Genomic DNA, 16,244 nt, shown 5'->3' with positions numbered 1-16,244 from the left:
TTACGCGGCCCTTTCGAGGGTGTGGTCGGTGTGGGGGTGGATGGCCTCGACGGTGGCGAGCTGCGGGGCACGCTTGGCGGCGCGGGCGGCTCGGCTGCGCGCGTTCTTGCACGTGCGGCACTTCCGGGTTCCGTTCGGCGCCCGGTAGGTGTTGGCGTCGTCGTAGGGGTGGCCGGTAGGGCAGTGCGTCACGGCGGCGCGGGCGGCGACGTGGTTTGCCGATCGAAGGATGTTGACGCGGTGGGTCACGGCGTCGAGGTGGTGCAGCGCGACGCAGTTCCGGCGCCGGCATCGGTGGTCGATTTCGAGGCCGTCGGGTATCGGGCCGTGGGCATGCTCGTAGGCGTAGCGGTGGGCTTTGACGGTGTGGCCGTGGGCCCAAAAGGTGCCGTAGCCCTTGTTGTTGAGGCTGCCGGTCCACAGGTGGCAGGGGCCGAGGACTCCGCGGATGAGCGGAAGCGGTCCGGTCGTGTCGACCTTGGCGGCGAACCGCTGGGCGGGTGTCTTCCGGTCCATGGGTGTACCTCCTGCGGGATGTAGTCGGCCTGAATGTCCTTCCAGTGATGGTCATTGACCATCCATGGATGGAAGATAGCGCGCGAGGGTGGCCCTTGGTCCAGAGATTTCGGGCCCCTGCCTGTGGTTACGCGGCTGCGGGGCGGTTGTCCTGGTCGGCGACGGCGATCGTCCAGCCGTGGGCGACCAGTTCGCCGACGACGTGCTCGGCCATGTCCTGGGGGCTGTCGAGGCCGCGGCGTTGTGCGTTCTCGACGGCGGCCTCGATGACGGCGAGGGCGGCGGCGGGCATCATGCGGCGGCCTGGTGGTCGTCGAGGGCGGCGCGGTCGAGGCGGGTCGGGTGGGGGATGGCGCGCGGGGCGCGGTGGATGTTGCGGCACGGCTGTTCGGCGGGGGCGCGGCACGGTGGGTGCGTGCACGGCACGTCGAGCGGGTCGGGCTCACCGTGGGCGGCGAGGGATTCACGCTCGGCCCGGACGGGCCGGTACGGGCGCAGCTCGTCGGCGACAGCGTCGGGTATGCGGCGGCCGAGCGCGGCGAGGCGTTCGGCGACCTCGGGCGCGGGCCCGCCGGTAAGGGCGCGCGGCGCGGTCGAGGGGGCGAGGCCGACGGCCTGCGTCGCGGTCTGCGTATCGAGGCGGCCGTCGGCAACGGCGGCCGTGAGGGCGCGGCGGCGGGCGAGGTACTGGGCGGGCGTCTCGTCGGGCCGGCCGTCGTCGAACACGTTCGCCCGCTCAATGCGCTCGGCCCGGATCTTCGCGCGCTGCTGGCGGACGTGCGCGGGGGTGATCCATCGGTCGGTCTCGGCGTAGTGGCGGGCGACGGCGGCGCGGGCGTCGTCGTCGAGGGGCATCGCGTTGAGGGCGGCGGCCCATGCGCGGGCGTCGGCCTCGCCGACGGTGCGACGGTCGAAAGCGGCGGCGAGGGTGAGCAGTTCAGCGGCGTCGGCGGGGGTCATGCGGGCTCCTCCTGGGCGCGCAGTCGGGCGGCGAGGTCCATTCCCGCGGCGACGCGCTGATCGGTGGTCGAGGGGCGGGCGGCAGTGAGGGGGATCACGTCGGCGCCCCGGGTCGGCTTGCGCAGCTCGGCGAGGGCGAATTGCAGCGTTCCGCCGGTGACGGGCTTGGACAGATCGCCGAGGCGGGCGAGGGCGGGCCACAGGGCGTCGGGATCGAGGCCGTTGGCGAGGGCGGCGGCGATGGCGCGGCCGATGGCGCTCCGGCTCTGGGCGGTCCGGCGGCCGTAGGTCTCCCACCATCGGGCGAGCAGCTGCTCGGCCGGGCCTGCCGTACCCGGGCGGTCGTGGGGGGCAGGGGGGTTAGTACCTCCGTAGGAGGTACTAGGGGTCGGGTCGGGTCGGGGGGACCGTGACGGGTGCGGGGTGTCACCGTGTGACGGGGCGCCCTGACCTGCGATGTCATCGCCAAACGCGCTTCGATTCGTGGGGCTTTCACGGTTTTCCGTCGACGGATCGTCGTCGATTCGCCCTTGATTCGGCGACGAATCGAGCGGATTACGCTCCTGGTTCCGTTGCTCGGCGGCCTTCTCGCGGGCCCGCTGCTGGCGTGCGGCGGCCTTGGCGCGGTCGTCCTCGACGCGGGCCCGGGTCGGGTTGTAGGTGAGGTAGTCGTGCATGACGTAATCGCCGGCGGGCGGCTGCGGGCACTGGGGGCATGCGTGGCCGTGGGCGTGCCACATACCGACGGTGACCAGCTTCCGGGCCTGGGGGGCGGTGCCGTACAGCTGGGCGACCACTGCGGGGATTACGCCCTCGGTGAGGTGCTGGGCGGCGTAGGCGCCCGCACGGACCCACAGGCCGAGGGCCGCGTTTCCAGCACGCAGAACCTTGGGGTGGGCATGCGTGGTGTCGTCGACCTTGAACCAAGACAAGGCGGCTGGCTCCTTACAAGGGTGCGGCGCCCGGGGCGAGGGGCTGGTCGGCTCGTCTCGACCCGGGGCCCGTCAGGCGGCGGAGTAGTAGGGGCGGGTGCGGGCGGGCTGGTGCTCCTCGCACCTGGGCCCGCACGGGTAGAGGCGGGCCGGCTGGGCGCCGCACTGTGGGTTGCCGTGTCCGCAACTCGCCGCCGGGCGCGGCGGGTTGTTGCACGCGTTGCAGTACCGCTTGCCGTTGGCCCGGTGGCGGCCGTGCTCGGCCTGGTCGTGGTCGCATGACGGCGGCCGGTGGCTCATGCCCGTGACGGCGGCGAGGGCGGCGCGGTCGCGCTGGCGTGCGGCCTGGTCGTCGACGTGGGCGGGGTCGCAGCACTGGGGCCGGTCACACACGGGGCGGACGGTGCCGACCGGCTCGCGGCCGGTCCGCAGGATGAACGCGGCCCGTGCGGCGGTGTAGTCGCGGCCCTGGTGGCGAAAGTGCCCGCCCCCGGACGCGGGCCGGCCGGTCCACTCACGGTGTCCGCCATCGATGGCGCGCGTACGGGCGGCGAAAGCCTTCGCGAGGCCGGTCGGGACAGTGGCGATCGTCATGCGGCCACCCCCAACCGCTCGGCGAGAATCTGCTCGGCGGCGAGGTCACCAATGAACTGCGTATACGCCGGCGGTATGGCCTCGGTCAGCTCCTCGCGCACGTCCGTCCACGGCATGCCGAACGCGGCTTGAATCTCCGGGACGGTGGCCTTGTCGCCTCCGTCGCCGTAGATCGGCAGATACCCGCCGTCGTAGCGCACGCCGTGCCGGTAGCCACGCACACGGTCCCGGTGTGGTTGGTGCTGCGGCTGCATGGCAAACCAACCGTGAACCTCGAACACGCGATGACGGAGGAACGGGCGGCCGAACTGCGTACCGCACAGGGTGAGATCGGGCCGGAGCGGGGCGCCCGGTACGTTCTCGATCACGTACGGGCGGCCCGTGGCGAGCATGGCCTCGCGGCCGGGGGCGATCAGGTCCGGGTACACCTTCCCGCGGCGCCGGTTCGTGCCCTTGGTCAGCGCGGTGTACCGCTGGCACGGCCACGACGCGTGAATGAGGTCGTACTCGTGCCCGTGCGCGAGGACGTATTCGACGGCGTCGCCCTTGATGAACGGGAACGGGTAGCGGGGCCGGTCGATGATGTCGACGCCGACCACGTCGTAACCGGCGAGGTAGTACCCCATGCCGGCGCCGCCCGCGCAACAGCAACAGTCGAGGACCGTGAGGCCGTTCCAGGGACGGGCCGGGAGCGGGTAGCCGGTCCGGCTCGATGCCTGGGAGTGGTCCAGCTGTCCGGGTACCTGCTCGACCCGCGGCCGGTCGAGGGTGGCGGCGGTCATGCTGCCTTGCCCTCGGCCTGGTCGCCCGCGGTGATCGCCGCAAGCTGCGCGGACAGGGCGCCTGTTCGCCATGCGTCGGCCGTGGCGTCCCGTCCGCCGTTGCGCCACGTGATCGCGTGCGTCCGCGCGCGCGTGGGCTTGATCGTCACGCCTGGCACGTCGAGGACTTCACCCGTGGCCTTGTCGACCAGCTTCGCGACGCCCGCGGCGCCTATCTCGCCGAGCAGTTCGGCGAGTTTCCATGGCTTGACCCTGCGCACGATGCGGGTTTCGGTCCACTCCTCGTCGGGCCACATCTGCCGGACCCATCGGGCGAGGGCTTCCTCGTCGGTGACAACGGGGCCGGTCTCGCCCTTGCGGAGTGAGATGGTGGCGACCTGCTCGCCGTTGGGGAGGTACGCCCCGACGCGCTCGGTTCCGTCGCGCTTCTCGGCGGTGTCGAGTGCGGCCTGTACGCGCTTCTTCACGTCCTTCTGTGCGGCGGCCACACGCTCGGCGAGCAGCTTCAACACGGCCTCTTGCTGGGCGAGGTCGCGCAGAGACTCGACCGGCTGCTCAGGCTGCTGTGCGGCGGTCATGCGGGCGCCCCCTTCGCGGCGTCGAGCAGGTCGTCGCGCAGCGTGCGCAGCTGGTCGAGGGTGCCCTCGGACGGCTGGCACTGGTAGCGATTGGCGAACGTCTGGTCGGCCTCGGCCTTCCCGTCGAGGCCGGCGGCCTGCGCGGCGTCGTAGTACGCGGCGAGCGATGCGGCGCGCTCCTCGTCGACGGTCGCCGCGGTCGTCTGCTGCTCGGCCGGGGCCTGCTGCGGCGTTTGGGCGGCTGCCCGCTTCTGCGCGGCGACCTGGTCGAGGCCGGCGAGGAAGTCGTCGGGGGCCCCCGCGGCGACAGCGTCGGCGCGCACCTTCGCGAACGCCTCGGGGGTCGGTGCCTGCTTGGCCTCGGCGACGTAGTCGCGGCGCGGGCCCGCGGGGCGCTGCTGCTGGCCGGGCGCCTGCTGCTCCCATGGGCCGGGTTCGGCGCGGTTGCCGCGGCGCGGCTGCTGCCTGCCCTGCTGGCGCTGCTGCCCGCGGCGCTGCTGGCGCTGGGCGTGCTCGGCGCGGTGCTCGGGCGGCTCGATGGGGTGGTCGCGGTCGCCGTCGTCGATGCTGCGCCCGTCCACGGGGATCATGAACAGGGTGAACAGGAGGTACTTAAGGGCGGCGCTCTGGGCCTTGTTGGTGGCCTTGTCGGCGAAATCGGATGCCTCGCCCGGCACGTCCGCGATCAGGCAGTCACCTGCGGGCCCGTAGACGTGGTACCGCATCTGGATCACGACGTGCGTCATCTTCTCGCCGCGGCGTTCCGACGTGCGGTCGGCGATGCTCGGCAGGATGAACAGCCCGTGAGTCCGCATCGGGCCGGCCATGGCGGACATGGCGTCATCGACTCCGCGGAACTTGTACCGCTGCTGCTGGTTCTCCTTGTCCTTGCTGACGGGCATGGTGTCGCGCATTACGGCGTTGATCACAGCGAAGATGCGCGGGGCGTCGGTGGGCCCGCCCGCGGGGGCCGGCACGTAGGTGATTTCGGTCTGTGCGATGGCGCGCACCGTGGCGCCTATGCGCTCGGCGGCGGCCTGGGCGGTGGGCAGGGTGGTGACGGTCACGGGCGCGGGCTCCGGTTCGTGCGGTGGCGGATGTGAGCGGCGAGGCGGGTAAGGCGGCCGGCAAGGGTGATCGCCGTATCGGGGTCGAGCCGGTCGTCGAGGTCGTCGGCGACCGGCGCCTCGGCGAGCAGGGCCTCGCGGCTCCCGTCGGCGGCGGCGGCGCGCATCGCCCGTTCGTACTCGGGCATGTCCTCGCACACGACGGCGTGATCGAGGCGGACGACGTTCGCGCCGTGGGTGGTGAGCAGGCGCCCGACGGCGTCGGCGTCCTCGGCGTACGCGAGGGCGAGGCCGTCGAGCAGCTGCTCGACGCGGGCGGCGATCGGCAGACGGACGGCGAGGCCATCGGCGGACAACTGGGGGCGGATCACCGGCGCGCCTCCTCGATCGTGAAGGGGGCCCAGCGGGCGGGAATCGTGGGCCGTGCTCCGTCCACACGCGGACGGTCCACGCGTGGACGGTGTGTTGGGGCCCGCGGATTCATGCCGCGGTGCGGCGCTCGGCGGCTGGGGGCGGCGCGGTGCGCTGCTGGCGCTCAAGGCGGCGCAAGATGAGTTCGACCTCGGGGGCGAGGCGCCCCGCGGCGCGGTCGCGGTCGCGCCGCTGGCGTGCGGCGTCGAGGACTCGGCGTGCGTTGGCGAACGCCTGCCCGCGGGGGGTCACGTCGCTGTTCATGCGGCCGTCCGCTGCATAAGATCTCCGGCCGTTATGCCGTAGTGGCGCTCAACTGCGGCGGCCAGTGCGGCAGATGGGGCGGTGTGGCCGTTCCATAGGCGCCATGCCGTGTTTCGTGCCACCTGTAAGCGCCTGGCTGTGTCTGAGGGGGAGTGGTCCCCTGCGCCCTGAGCGGCTGCGATGAAGGCGGCGCGGTCGTACACGAGAAACATCCTTCCAGGCTTGGATCGCTTTCTTCCAGGGCTGGAACGCTAGCACGGTGATCGAATCTGCGATCGAATTTCAGCGAGGGTGTGCACGTGGCGGAGAACATACCGCGTGTCCGGTTTCTTATGCGTTGACATCGGAGTGACGGGCGTTCAGAATCAGTCACAGATCGGCCAAGAGGAGGGGGAATCCGGCCATGAGGCGAACACTGGCCACGCGTGGCCGGAACCTGGCGTGCTCGCAATTATTCGCGCGCGGTATGTTCCATCCATGGAACGAACAAGCAGAACGCCGGAGCAGTTCGCCAAGTGGCTCCGAGATCAACTCACAAGCCGCAATTACGACCTCGGCCCCCGCGGCGGCGGACAAGGCAAGTTCGCCAAAGACTCAAAGATCAGCGGCGCAACCGTCAGCCGCATGCTGGGCGGCCACGGCGCCACAGACACCCGCGTCCTCGCCCTACTCGCCGAGGCTCTACACCTGCCACTTAGCGACGTACTCGTACGCGCCGGCATCCTCGACGAGGACGAACTTAAGGCCGTACGCCAGCCAGAGCTAGGCGCCCGCCGCATCACACCCGAGCAGGCCGCGACCGAACTCGGCATCGAAGACGACCAGGCACGGCGCGTCTTCATCTCGATGACCCAAACCCTGCAACGCCAGCCACCCCCCGGCAATGACGAGGGCCGCCTCGCATAGAACCAACGCCACGGAGGCACAGTGATCAGCCGACTCCTGCCCGGACTCACCCTCGCTCTACTCGGCGCAGGAATCGTGATGGGCGCCTCCGGCCTGCTCAGCGGCAACAACGACACGATGCGGCGAGGGATCTTCCTAACCCTCATCGGCATGCCGCCGCTCATTGCTCACACCGTGCACAACGCGCACCGCGTCACCGCCGAACAGCTCGCCGAAGCAGACAACGCCGGCTACCGCCGTGCCCTCGATCACGTCGCCCGCGGCCTACTCGACCAGCATGCGGCACCCCCGAACGGAGGCCACCCCACCGAGACCGAGCAGGCCACGGGCAACGTGATCACACTGCGCCCGAACGCCAACGACCGACCCGAACGGAAGGCACAGTGACCCTTTTAGACGCACCAGCCACATTCCGTGGCTCACCGACCGACGAGGACGGCGAGCCGTGGCTCGCTTACATCCGCGTATCCACGTGGAAAGAAGAAAAGATCAGCCCGGAACTACAGCGAGACGCAATCACCCAATGGGCGCGCCGCACCGGCCGCCGCATCGTCGGGTGGATTGAAGACCTCGACGTGTCCGGTCGACACTTCAAACGCAAGATCATGCAGTGCATCGAGCGCGTGGAGGCCGGCGAGGTACGCGGCGTCGCCGTCTGGCGATACTCCCGGTTCGGCCGTGACCGCACCGGCAACGCGATCAACCTCGCCAGACTCCAGCAGGCCGGCGGCGAGCTGGACTCGGCAACCGAACCGGTCGACGCCTCGACCGCCATCGGCCGTTTCCAGCGAGGCATGATCCTTGAGTTCGCGGCGTTCGAGAGCGACCGCGCCGGGGAGCAGTGGAAGGAGACCCACGACCACCGCCGCTACAAGCTCCACTTGCCCGCGCACGGCCGACGGCGGTTCGGGTACATCTGGCACCGCCGCTACGACCCCGCCACGGGCAAGATCCAGAAAGAGCGGTACGAACCCGACCCCACCACAGGGCCGGTCATCGCCGACCTGTACCGCGACTACGTCGCCGGGTTCGGATTCAGCCTCCTGTGCGGGAAGCTGAACCGCGCCGGGCACCGCACCACGCAAGGAAGCCTGTGGAGCACAGAAACCCTGGCCCGGTACATGGACAGCGGCTTTGCCGCCGGACTCCTCACCGTGCACAACCCCGAGTGCCGATGCCGCAAGACCGACGGGGCCTGCAAAAACCACATCTTCATCCAGGGCGCGCACGAGGAACTGATCGACTTCCACCTGTGGCAGGCATACCTGCAACGACGAAAAGAGGTGAAGGCGACCACGCCCCGCTCACGGACCGGCATCTACGAACTGACTAGCCTGTGCAAGTGCGCCGGCTGCCGCCTCGGAACCAGCCTCAACAGCGCGTCCCGCGAAGGCAAGAACGTTCCAGGGTTCGCCTACCGATGCAGCAAGCGCGCCAAGTCGGGAGCGCTCGCGTGCGACGGAATCCTCATCCAGCGCACCGAGGTTGAGGCAGAAGTCAGAAAGTGGCTCAAGCGCGAGGCGGCGGCGGGAATCGACAACGCCCCCGCGGCCGAGCACGCCCCCGAACGGAGCCTCGCGGACGAGCGAGCCGCCAACACGGCCGCCCGTGCCCGCGCACAGGCCGAGGTTGAGATGCAGCGCCAGGCCCTCGCCCGGCTCCGCGCCGACCGTGCAGCCAACCCGGATGACTACGGCCCAGGAGAGTACGAGGAGGCCGCCGACCTCATCCGCAAGAAGCGGGCCGAGGCACAGGCACTACTCGACAGCATCCCCGAAGTGGACCCCATACCGGAACGGAAGGAGTTCGTACCCCTGATCGTGGGCACGGTCGAGGAGTGGCCGACCCTCGACACCCGCGAGAGAAACAACCTGCTGCGGAAACTCATACGCCGTGTCGCCATCGTGCGTCACGGTCCCGGGGCCGAAAGTCACGAGATCCACATACACCCAGTGTGGGAACCGGACCCGTGGCGCGACCGAAAGCAGCCCGACGCTACCGAGAGGTAGTGACATACCGTGTGGTATGTGCGCAGAATCTTCCCACTGGTCGCGAAGTGGCGACGGCGCTCTCAGGAGGATCTGTGTATAGCACGATGCAAGATGTACCACTTCTGATCAGCCGGATTCTTGAGCACGGCCGCACCGTCCACGGACAGGCAACCGTGACGACATGGACCGGCGAGCCTGAGCCCCATCGCCGCACATTCGCCGAGATCGGCAACCGCGCAGCCCAGCTCGCCAACGCCCTACGCGACGAACTCGGAGTGACCGAGGGAAGTGTTTTGGGGACGTTGATGTGGAACAACGCCGAGCACCTGGAGGCCTACCTCGCGATCCCCTCCATGGGGGCGGTGCTGCACACCCTCAACCTGCGGCTGCCCGCCGAGCAATTGGTGTGGATCATCAACCACGCCCAGGACCGGGTCGTGCTGGTCAACGGCAGCCTGCTGCCGCTGCTCGCCCCGCTGCTCGGGCAGGTGCCCCATGTGGAGCACGTCGTGGTCGTCGGCCCCGGCGACCGCTCCGTACTGGCCGGCGCCACGGTCCGCGTGCACGACTACGAGGAGCTGCTCGCCGGGCAACCGGAGAGCTACGCCTGGCCGGAGATCGACGAGCGGGAGGCCGCGGCGCTCTGCTACACCTCGGGGACCACCGGCGACCCCAAGGGCGTGCTCTACAGCCACCGTTCGCTCTACCTGCACTCGATGCAGGTCAACTCCGCCGAGGCGTTCGCCCTCACCTCACGCGACATCACGCTGCCGGTGGTGCCGATGTTCCACGTCAACGCCTGGGGCCTGCCGCACGCCGCGTTCATGGCCGGCGCCTCCCTGCTGATGCCGGACCGCTTCCTGCAGCCCGCGCCGCTCGCCGAGATGATCGCGACCGTACGGCCCACCATCGGCGCCGCCGTCCCCACCATCTGGCAGGGCCTGCTCGCCGAACTCGACGCCACGAAGCGGGACGTGGCCTGTCTGCGGACGGTTGTCATCGGCGGCTCGGCCTGCCCGCCCGCCCTGATGCGCGGTTTCGAGGAGCGCCACGGCATCCGGGTCGTCCACGCCTGGGGCATGACCGAGACCTCCCCGCTGGGCAGCGTCGCGCACCCGCCGGCCGGGGTCAGCGGCGACGAGGAGTGGGCCTACCGCGCCACGCAGGGCCGTTTCCCCGCCTCCGTGGAGGCCCGGCTGATCGGCCCGGACGGTGAACGGCTCCCCGCGGACGGCCGGGCCGCCGGCGAACTGGAGGTCCGCGGGCCCTGGATCGCCGGTGCCTACTACGGCGGCGCGCAGGGTGAACCGCTGCGCCCCGAGGACAAGTTCAGCCCCGACGGCTGGCTGCGCACCGGCGACGTCGGCACCATCACCCCGAACGGCTTCCTGACCCTGACCGACCGCGCCAAGGACGTCATCAAGTCCGGTGGCGAATGGATCTCCTCGGTCGAGCTGGAGAACCACCTGATGGCACACCCGCATGTGGCGGAGGCCGCGGTGGTCGCCGTACCGGACGACAAGTGGGGCGAGCGGCCGCTGGCGACGGTGGTCCTCAACCACGGCGTGAGCATCGGCTACGAGGAGCTGAAGGCGTTCCTCGGCGAGCGGGTCGCGCGCTGGCAGCTGCCGGAGCGCTGGGCGGTGATCCCGGCGGTGCCCAAGACGAGCGTGGGCAAGTTCGACAAGAAGGTGCTGCGCAAGCAGTACGCGGACGGGCAGCTGGACGTCACCCTGCTGGCGTGAGCCGACGGCCGTGAGCGCTGCTCCGGGGCCGGGCGTCCACGGCGTGGGCGTCCGGCCCGCCTGCCGCGCTCACCCCGCTCCCTCCGCGCACCCCGCTCACTCCGGTCAGTTCGTGCCGATCTTGGCGAGCAGGTCGACGATCCGGGACTGGACCTCGGCGCTCGTGGAGCGCTCCGCCAGGAAGAGCACCGTCTCACCGACGGCCAGCCGGGGCAGCTGCGCCGGATCCATGTCGGCGGAGGTGTAGACGACCAGCGGGGTGTGGTCGAGCAGCCCGTTGGCGCGCAGCCAGTCGACGATGCCGGCCCGCCGGCGGCGCACCTGCATCAGGTCCATCACCACCAGATTCGGCCGCATCTGCGTGGCGAGGGTGACCGCGTCGGCATCCGCGGAGGCCCGGCCGACCTGCATCCCGCGCCGCTCCAGCGAGGCGGTCAGCGCCGCCGCGATGTCGTCGTTCTGCTCGATCAGCAGCACCCGCGGCGGGTGCACCTCGCTGTCCCGCGGGGCCAGCGCCTTGAGGAGGACGGCCGGGTCGGCGCCGTACGCGGCCTCCCGGGTGGCCTGCCCCAGACCGGCCGTCACCAGGACCGGGACCTTGGCCGCGCCCGCCGCTTGGCGCAGCGACTGCAGCGCGGTGCGGGTGATCGGCCCGGTCAGCGGGTCGACGAAGAGCGCCGCCGGATACGCGGCGATCTGGGCGTCCACCTCCTCCCGGGAGTTGACGATCACCGGGCGGTAGCCGCGGTCGCTGAGCGCCTGCTGGGTGGCGCCGTCCGGCGCGGGCCAGACCAGCAGCCGGCGCGGGTTGTCCAGCGGCTCCGGCGGCAGCTCGTCGTCCCTCGGCATCGGCTGACGGTCCATCACCTCGATGGCGCCGTTCGGACCGTCCAGCGGCTCGGGACCCTCACTGCCCTCGTCGGGCGCGGAGATCGCGAAGGCCCGGCCCTCGCTCGCGTCCAGCAGATGCGGCTGCGGCGGGGCGGCGGCCGGGTGCTGGGCCTGCTGCGGTGCCTGCTGCGGCGGGGGCCCCGGGTGCGGCCGCGCCTCGGCCGCCGCGGGCCCGGCGGCGGCCGCCCGCTCACCCTCCTTCGGCGGCGCGGCGAGCTTGCGGCGGCGGCCCGAACCGGCGGACGTACCGCCGGGCGGGGTGCCGCCGGGCGGCACCGGCGGACGCTGCTGGTCGGCGATCTGCTGCGCGAACGGCACGCCCTGCCCGAGCGTCCGCACGCTGAACGCCCGCCCCTGGGAGTGCCCCGCGGCGTGCCCGTCGTCCTCGGCGGCGGGCGGCAGCGGCTGACGGTGCGGTGCCGCGGCCGGCCCGCCCTGCGCAGCCGCCGCCGGGCCCGCGGCCTCTTCGGCGGGGCTGGGACGACCGCGCCGGCGGCCGGTGGGGGCGGGGGCCTCGGCGGCCTGCGGGCTCTGGGGGGCGGCGGGCGCGTGGGCCGCCTGGGGGGTACCGGTCTCCGGCGCCGGGTCGATGCCGGCCGCCGTGCCGGTGGCCGTACCTGTCGCCTCGGCCGGTTCGGAGGGCTGCGCCACGAGCCCTTCCGGGCCCGCCACGAAGGTGCCGGACGACTCGGAGTCGGCCATCGCGGCCGCCGCGCGCTCCTCGGCGGCGGCCCGCCTGGCCCGCCGTCTCCCGGTCGGCTCGCCCTCCCAGTCGCCCTGCGGCGGCGCGGGGTTGGCGGCCGCGGCGAGCTCGTAGCCCGGCTGCCCACCGGGCGCCGTGGCCTCCGGACCGCCGGCCACCGGACGGCGCGCCCGACGGCGTCCCGTGCCGCTGCCGTCGGACGGGCCCCCGCCGGGCAGCTGGTCGGCGGCCGCGGCAAGCTCCGGCAGCGACGACTGCGGGGTCCGGTCCGCCGCGGCGGGCGGCAGCGCGAAGGCCGTGCGGGCACCGGACGCCTGCGGGGCACCGACCGCCTGGCCCCCGTCGCCCTGCGCGGGACGCTCGGGCGCCTCGGCCAGCGCCCGGCGCGCCCGCCGGCCGTTCTGCGGTACGGGTGCGAGCCCCTGCGGGCCCGGGGACTGACCGGGAATGTGGGCCTGGCCGGGGGCCGTGGCCTGATCCGGTGCCGGAGCCTGCCCCGGAATCTGCGGGCGCGCCGGAACCGCCGCCGGGGCCTGGCCGGGCGCCTCGGCCGCCGGCGCCGTCGCGTTCGTACCGGCGGGCAGCGCGGGCAGCGCGGGCAGGCCGCGGCCCTCCGTCGCCCCCTGCCGCGCCCGGCGCCGTCCGGTCGGCGGCACGGACTCGGCGCCCGCCATGCCCGGCGGCAGCCCCGCACCGTTCGTACCGTCACCGTGCTGCGGGTGGGCGCCCCGGCCGCCGTCGGTCCCGCCGGAGCCCGTCCCGCCCTGGACGCCGTCGCCCACGGAACCGTGCGGACCGGCGGCCTGCGGGCCGCTCGCCGTGGCCGGTCCGCCCGGATGCGCACCCTGCTCGGCACCCGAGTGCCGGGCCCGCCGGCGACCGGTCGGCTGTGCCCCGCCCGCCTGGGCCGGCACGACGCCGTGCCCCGCACCGCCGCCCCCGAGCGGCTGCCCGGACCCACCGGTGCCCCCCGATCCACCGGTGCCACCCGATCCACCGGGCCCGTCGTCACCACCGGGGCGGCCCCCGCCGCCCGCGCCGCCGGCACCGCCCGCGCCGCCCTCATCGGCTGGCCGCTCGCCGGCCGCGGAATCCGCCGCGCCCTGGGTGCCCCGCGCACGCGCGGCCGGCACCGGCATCACCGTCGTCTCGTTGCCGGTCAGCTCGGGCGCCCGGTCCGCCCCGGCCGTCGCGGCGTCCAGGGCCGCGCCGTCCGCCGCCACCGGCAGCTCCAGCACATACGCGCTGCCGCCCGCGCCGGGCGCCCCCGGCACGTCGTGGGTCTGCAGCAGCCCGCCGTGCTGCCGCACGATGCCGCGCACGATCGGCTCATGGACCGGGTCGCCGCCGCCGAACGGCCCGCGCACCTCGATCCGTACGACATCACCGCGCTTGGCCGCCGCCACCACGATCGTCGAATCGCCCGGGATCGGCCCCGAACGCCCGCCCATGGCGGGCTCACCGGCCGGCATCCGGCCCGTCGAATCCACCCCGGCGACATCCGCGATCAGATGCGACAGCGCCTGCGCGATCCGCTCCGCGTCGACCGTCGCCTCTATCGGCGGCGCATGCACCGCGAACTGCGCACGGCCCGGCCCGATCAGCTCGATCGCGCCCTCCACGCCCGCCGCGACCACCGCGTCCATGGACACCGTGGTGCGGTTGAGCTTCTCCTTGCCGGTGTCCAGCCGCTGGAAGCTGAGGACGTTGTCCACCAGCGTCGTCATCCGCGCGTGGCCGGCCGCGAGGTGGTGCAGGATCTGGTTCGCCTCGGGCCACAGCTGTCCGGCCGGGTCGGAGGCGAGCGTGCCCAGCTCGCCCTTCAGCTCCTCCAACGGCCCGCGCAGCGCCTGGTCGAGCACCGCCAGCAGCTGCGAGTGGCGGGCCGCCAGCGCGTCGAAGGCGCGGCGGTCGGTGAAGGTCATGACCGCGCCGACGAGCTGATCGCCGTCCCGCACCGGCGCCGTGGTCAGATCGACGGACACCGCGTGCCCGTCCTTCGCCCACAGCGCCTGCCCGCGCACCCGGTGCTTGCGCCCCGACTTGAGCGTGTCGGCCAGCGGGGTGTCCTCCCACGGCAGCGCCGAGCCGTCCGTCCGGGAGTGGTGGATGAGCGGATGCAGCTCCTTGCCGCCCAGCTCACTCGCCCGGTAGCCCAGGATCTGCGCCGCGGACGGATTGACGAGCACGACCTTGCCCTCGGCGTCGACCCCGACCACACCCTCGGCCGCGGCCCGCAGGATCATCTCGGTCTGCCGCTGCTGACGGGCCAGCTCGGTCTCGGTGTCCAGCGTCCCGGTCAGATCGCGGACCACGAGCATCAGCAGCTCGTTGCCCGTGTAGCCGTTGCGGTGATCGGCGTACGCGGCCTCGAAGGCGGACTCGTACGGCGTGCGGCCGTCCTCAAGATTGGCGCTGGTCACCTCGACCAGCAGCTCGGTCCCGTCGGTACGCCGCGCGACCATCCGCGTCGGCTTCGTACGGGTGCGCTCCTCCTCCTCGTCCAGGCGCCGCATGGAGCCCGGGATCCGCTTGGAGTCGAAGGACGGCAGCAGATCGAGCAGCCCGCGCCCCACCAGGGCCGTGCCCGGCGCCTCGAAGGTCTCCAGCGCGATGGTGTTGGCGTTGACGACGGTGCCGTTGCAGTTCACCAGCAACAGGGCGTCGGGGAGGGCGTCGAGTATGGCTGCGAGGCGAGCAGCGCCTCGGGATGGCCTGCTGCTCACGACGACGCTTCCTCCCTGTTACCGCACCTTGCCGGATCCACCGTGGCGGACCGCTGGGATGGAGTCTACGGGCACTTGCCCGGGACGCGGAGGCGGATGACGAGGAGGTAATGCCACGGCCTTGTGCGACTCACCGCACGCCCGACATGTGCCCCTCGTCCTGACCTGCCGCGCTACTACGGTACGAACCGGTTCATGAACGGGTCGAGGGGAGCAGGGGTTCGAAGTGGCCCCAGCGGCCGATCTCACACCCATTGGTGCGCCGGAAATCGGCGTTGACGGGGCGCCCGGCCCAGGTTCCGGTGACATGGGCGGTGGCCGGCCCGCCGTACATCATCGTGCAGTTCGCGCCCTGCGGCACCGGGGCGAACGGGTCCCGGCCCCACCGCGCCATCCCGTCGAGCTTCGTGCAGGCGGCCTTGACGTGGGGGTGGTTGCCGCCGCCGGGGTGGCAGTACAGCTCGAAGGTGCCGTCGGTCCGCGCCGAGCCGGAGTGGTGGACGGTGACGGTGAGGTGGTCGCCGCCCGCGAGGTCCGCCGCCGGCCGGTAGCCGGCCGGGAGGGAGGGCCCGCCGGGCGTGCGCGGGCCGGCGGCGTGGTGGCCGGCGCCGACCAGGCCGGCACCGGACCAGTGGTGCGGCAGCGGGATCGGGGCGGCCGCCGCGGCGGGCCCCGCCAGGGCCGGCGCGGCGGCGGAGACGAGGGACACGGCGGCCGCGGTGGCGGCCAGGCGGGTGCCGGCCGTGGCGGCGGCGCCGACGACTGCGGAGAAAAGGGATGACGTCCGGTGGTGCGGCATCACAGGCTCCAGAGGCGAGTGCGGGGCGGCACGGGGTGCGTACACGCCGGGGGCGCACGACAACGACGTCGCGACGGCCCCACACTCCTAACGCGCCGCCGCCCCCGACGTTGCGCCGCAGGAACGTCTTTGCCGGGTGGCCCGCGCGCCTAGTACCGTAGGGGGCGATTGGTGACAGCCCTTGGAGCTGTGCCATCATCTGGACACGCCACAGCGAGCATCTGCGCGCGTGGGGTGTGTGGAGGCGTCGCCTAGTCCGGTCTATGGCGCCGCACTGCTAATGCGGTTTGGGGTTTACCCCCCATCGAGGGTTCAAATCCCTCCGCCTCCGCTCTTCGTTCAGGCCCCGGTCTTTTTGACCGGGGCCCGACCGCTTTTC

The 16,244-nt window shown here is 72.5% G+C and carries 16 protein-coding genes and 1 tRNA gene; 5 read left to right on the top strand and 12 right to left on the bottom strand.

All coding sequences use genetic code 11. The features are described 5' to 3' along the window. From OIU81_RS17105 to OIU81_RS17060, 10 genes are all read right to left on the bottom strand, one after another. A complete protein-coding gene (locus OIU81_RS17105) occupies nt 1-516 on the bottom strand; it encodes an HNH endonuclease signature motif containing protein (RefSeq protein WP_329148776.1) in 516 nt (171 codons plus the stop codon). A gap of 127 nt (nt 517-643) precedes the next feature. Further along, entirely contained in the window at nt 644-811 is a 168-nt protein-coding gene (locus OIU81_RS17100; protein WP_329148774.1) for a hypothetical protein, read from the bottom strand. Beyond that, nucleotides 808-1,476 (bottom strand): zinc finger domain-containing protein, encoded by a 669-nt coding sequence (locus tag OIU81_RS17095; RefSeq protein ID WP_329148772.1) that lies wholly within the window; start codon nt 1,474-1,476, stop codon nt 808-810. Before OIU81_RS17095 ends, OIU81_RS17100 begins: the two co-directional genes overlap by 4 nt. Further along, complete coding sequence (locus OIU81_RS17090; RefSeq protein WP_329148770.1) at nt 1,473-2,408, bottom strand: mucin-2; 936 nt, start codon at nt 2,406-2,408, stop codon at nt 1,473-1,475. The genes OIU81_RS17095 and OIU81_RS17090 overlap by 4 nt, the downstream gene beginning before the upstream one ends. A gap of 72 nt (nt 2,409-2,480) precedes the next feature. Beyond that, nucleotides 2,481-3,002, bottom strand: coding sequence for a hypothetical protein (locus OIU81_RS17085; protein ID WP_329148768.1), 522 nt, complete (start codon nt 3,000-3,002; stop codon nt 2,481-2,483). Next, nucleotides 2,999-3,784: a DNA methylase gene (locus OIU81_RS17080; RefSeq protein WP_329148766.1), complete on the bottom strand. Its 786-nt coding sequence runs from the start codon at nt 3,782-3,784 to the stop codon at nt 2,999-3,001. Before OIU81_RS17080 ends, OIU81_RS17085 begins: the two co-directional genes overlap by 4 nt. Further along, the gene (locus tag OIU81_RS17075; protein ID WP_329148765.1) at nt 3,781-4,362 is read right to left on the bottom strand and encodes a hypothetical protein; all 582 of its coding nucleotides are present in this window, start codon (nt 4,360-4,362) and stop codon (nt 3,781-3,783) included. Before OIU81_RS17075 ends, OIU81_RS17080 begins: the two co-directional genes overlap by 4 nt. Beyond that, nucleotides 4,359-5,429, bottom strand: a complete 1,071-nt coding sequence (locus OIU81_RS17070; protein ID WP_329148763.1) for an ERF family protein — start codon at nt 5,427-5,429, stop codon at nt 4,359-4,361. Before OIU81_RS17070 ends, OIU81_RS17075 begins: the two co-directional genes overlap by 4 nt. Then, nucleotides 5,426-5,800 carry a hypothetical protein gene (locus OIU81_RS17065; RefSeq protein WP_329148761.1) on the bottom strand — a complete coding sequence of 125 codons (375 nt, stop codon included), beginning with the start codon at nt 5,798-5,800 and terminating at the stop codon, nt 5,426-5,428. Before OIU81_RS17065 ends, OIU81_RS17070 begins: the two co-directional genes overlap by 4 nt. Before the next feature lie 109 nt (nt 5,801-5,909). Next, on the bottom strand, nt 5,910-6,104 hold the full coding sequence (locus tag OIU81_RS17060) for a hypothetical protein (protein ID WP_329148760.1): 195 nt from the start codon (nt 6,102-6,104) through the stop codon (nt 5,910-5,912). Nucleotides 6,105-6,581: 477 nt separating this feature from the next. Here OIU81_RS17060 and OIU81_RS17055 point away from each other — a divergent pair, with 477 nt between their 5' ends. The 4 genes from OIU81_RS17055 to OIU81_RS17040 all read left to right on the top strand — a co-directional run bounded on the left by OIU81_RS17055 (nt 6,582) and on the right by OIU81_RS17040 (nt 10,746). Next, nucleotides 6,582-7,010, top strand: coding sequence for an XRE family transcriptional regulator (locus OIU81_RS17055; protein WP_329148758.1), 429 nt, complete (start codon nt 6,582-6,584; stop codon nt 7,008-7,010). A 21-nt stretch (nt 7,011-7,031) separates the two neighbouring features. Then, the gene (locus tag OIU81_RS17050; RefSeq protein WP_329148756.1) at nt 7,032-7,397 is read left to right on the top strand and encodes a hypothetical protein; all 366 of its coding nucleotides are present in this window, start codon (nt 7,032-7,034) and stop codon (nt 7,395-7,397) included. Then, on the top strand, nt 7,394-9,019 hold the full coding sequence (locus tag OIU81_RS17045; protein WP_329148754.1) for a recombinase family protein: 1,626 nt from the start codon (nt 7,394-7,396) through the stop codon (nt 9,017-9,019). The genes OIU81_RS17050 and OIU81_RS17045 overlap by 4 nt, the downstream gene beginning before the upstream one ends. Nucleotides 9,020-9,093: 74 nt before the next feature. Then, nucleotides 9,094-10,746 (top strand): long-chain fatty acid--CoA ligase, encoded by a 1,653-nt coding sequence (locus OIU81_RS17040; RefSeq protein WP_329148752.1) that lies wholly within the window; start codon nt 9,094-9,096, stop codon nt 10,744-10,746. Between the two features lie 105 nt (nt 10,747-10,851). On the opposite strand, the gene OIU81_RS17035 is transcribed toward OIU81_RS17040, so the two are convergent. Together OIU81_RS17035 and OIU81_RS17030 are read right to left on the bottom strand one after the other, a co-directional pair. Then, nucleotides 10,852-15,066, bottom strand: coding sequence for a PAS domain-containing protein (locus tag OIU81_RS17035; protein WP_329148750.1), 4,215 nt, complete (start codon nt 15,064-15,066; stop codon nt 10,852-10,854). A 193-nt stretch (nt 15,067-15,259) separates the two neighbouring features. Continuing rightward, a complete protein-coding gene (locus tag OIU81_RS17030) occupies nt 15,260-15,865 on the bottom strand; it encodes an SSI family serine proteinase inhibitor (RefSeq protein ID WP_329148747.1) in 606 nt (201 codons plus the stop codon). Between the two features lie 240 nt (nt 15,866-16,105). Here OIU81_RS17030 and OIU81_RS17025 point away from each other — a divergent pair. Next, nucleotides 16,106-16,196, top strand: a tRNA-Ser gene (locus OIU81_RS17025). The last annotated feature ends 48 nt before the right edge of the window (nt 16,197-16,244 follow it).

The sequence above is a fragment of the Streptomyces sp. NBC_01454 genome (assembly GCF_036227565.1).
Classification (GTDB): Bacteria; Actinomycetota; Actinomycetes; order Streptomycetales; family Streptomycetaceae; genus Streptomyces.
Note: the sequence above shows the minus strand (reverse complement) of the source record. Positions and strands in the feature narration are given on the sequence as shown.

Excerpts from the sequence above, each read along its gene's own strand:
- OIU81_RS17105 (WP_329148776.1), bottom strand. The coding sequence starts at position 516 with ATGGACCGGAAGACACCCGCCCAGCGGTTCGCCGCCAAGGTCGACACG.
- OIU81_RS17100 (WP_329148774.1), bottom strand. The coding sequence starts at position 811 with ATGATGCCCGCCGCCGCCCTCGCCGTCATCGAGGCCGCCGTCGAGAAC.
- OIU81_RS17095 (WP_329148772.1), bottom strand. The coding sequence starts at position 1,476 with ATGACCCCCGCCGACGCCGCTGAACTGCTCACCCTCGCCGCCGCTTTC.
- OIU81_RS17085 (WP_329148768.1), bottom strand. The coding sequence starts at position 3,002 with ATGACGATCGCCACTGTCCCGACCGGCCTCGCGAAGGCTTTCGCCGCC.
- OIU81_RS17080 (WP_329148766.1), bottom strand. The coding sequence starts at position 3,784 with ATGACCGCCGCCACCCTCGACCGGCCGCGGGTCGAGCAGGTACCCGGA.
- OIU81_RS17075 (WP_329148765.1), bottom strand. The coding sequence starts at position 4,362 with ATGACCGCCGCACAGCAGCCTGAGCAGCCGGTCGAGTCTCTGCGCGAC.
- OIU81_RS17060 (WP_329148760.1), bottom strand. The coding sequence starts at position 6,104 with ATGAACAGCGACGTGACCCCCCGCGGGCAGGCGTTCGCCAACGCACGC.
- OIU81_RS17055 (WP_329148758.1), top strand. The coding sequence starts at position 6,582 with ATGGAACGAACAAGCAGAACGCCGGAGCAGTTCGCCAAGTGGCTCCGA.
- OIU81_RS17030 (WP_329148747.1), bottom strand. The coding sequence starts at position 15,865 with ATGCCGCACCACCGGACGTCATCCCTTTTCTCCGCAGTCGTCGGCGCC.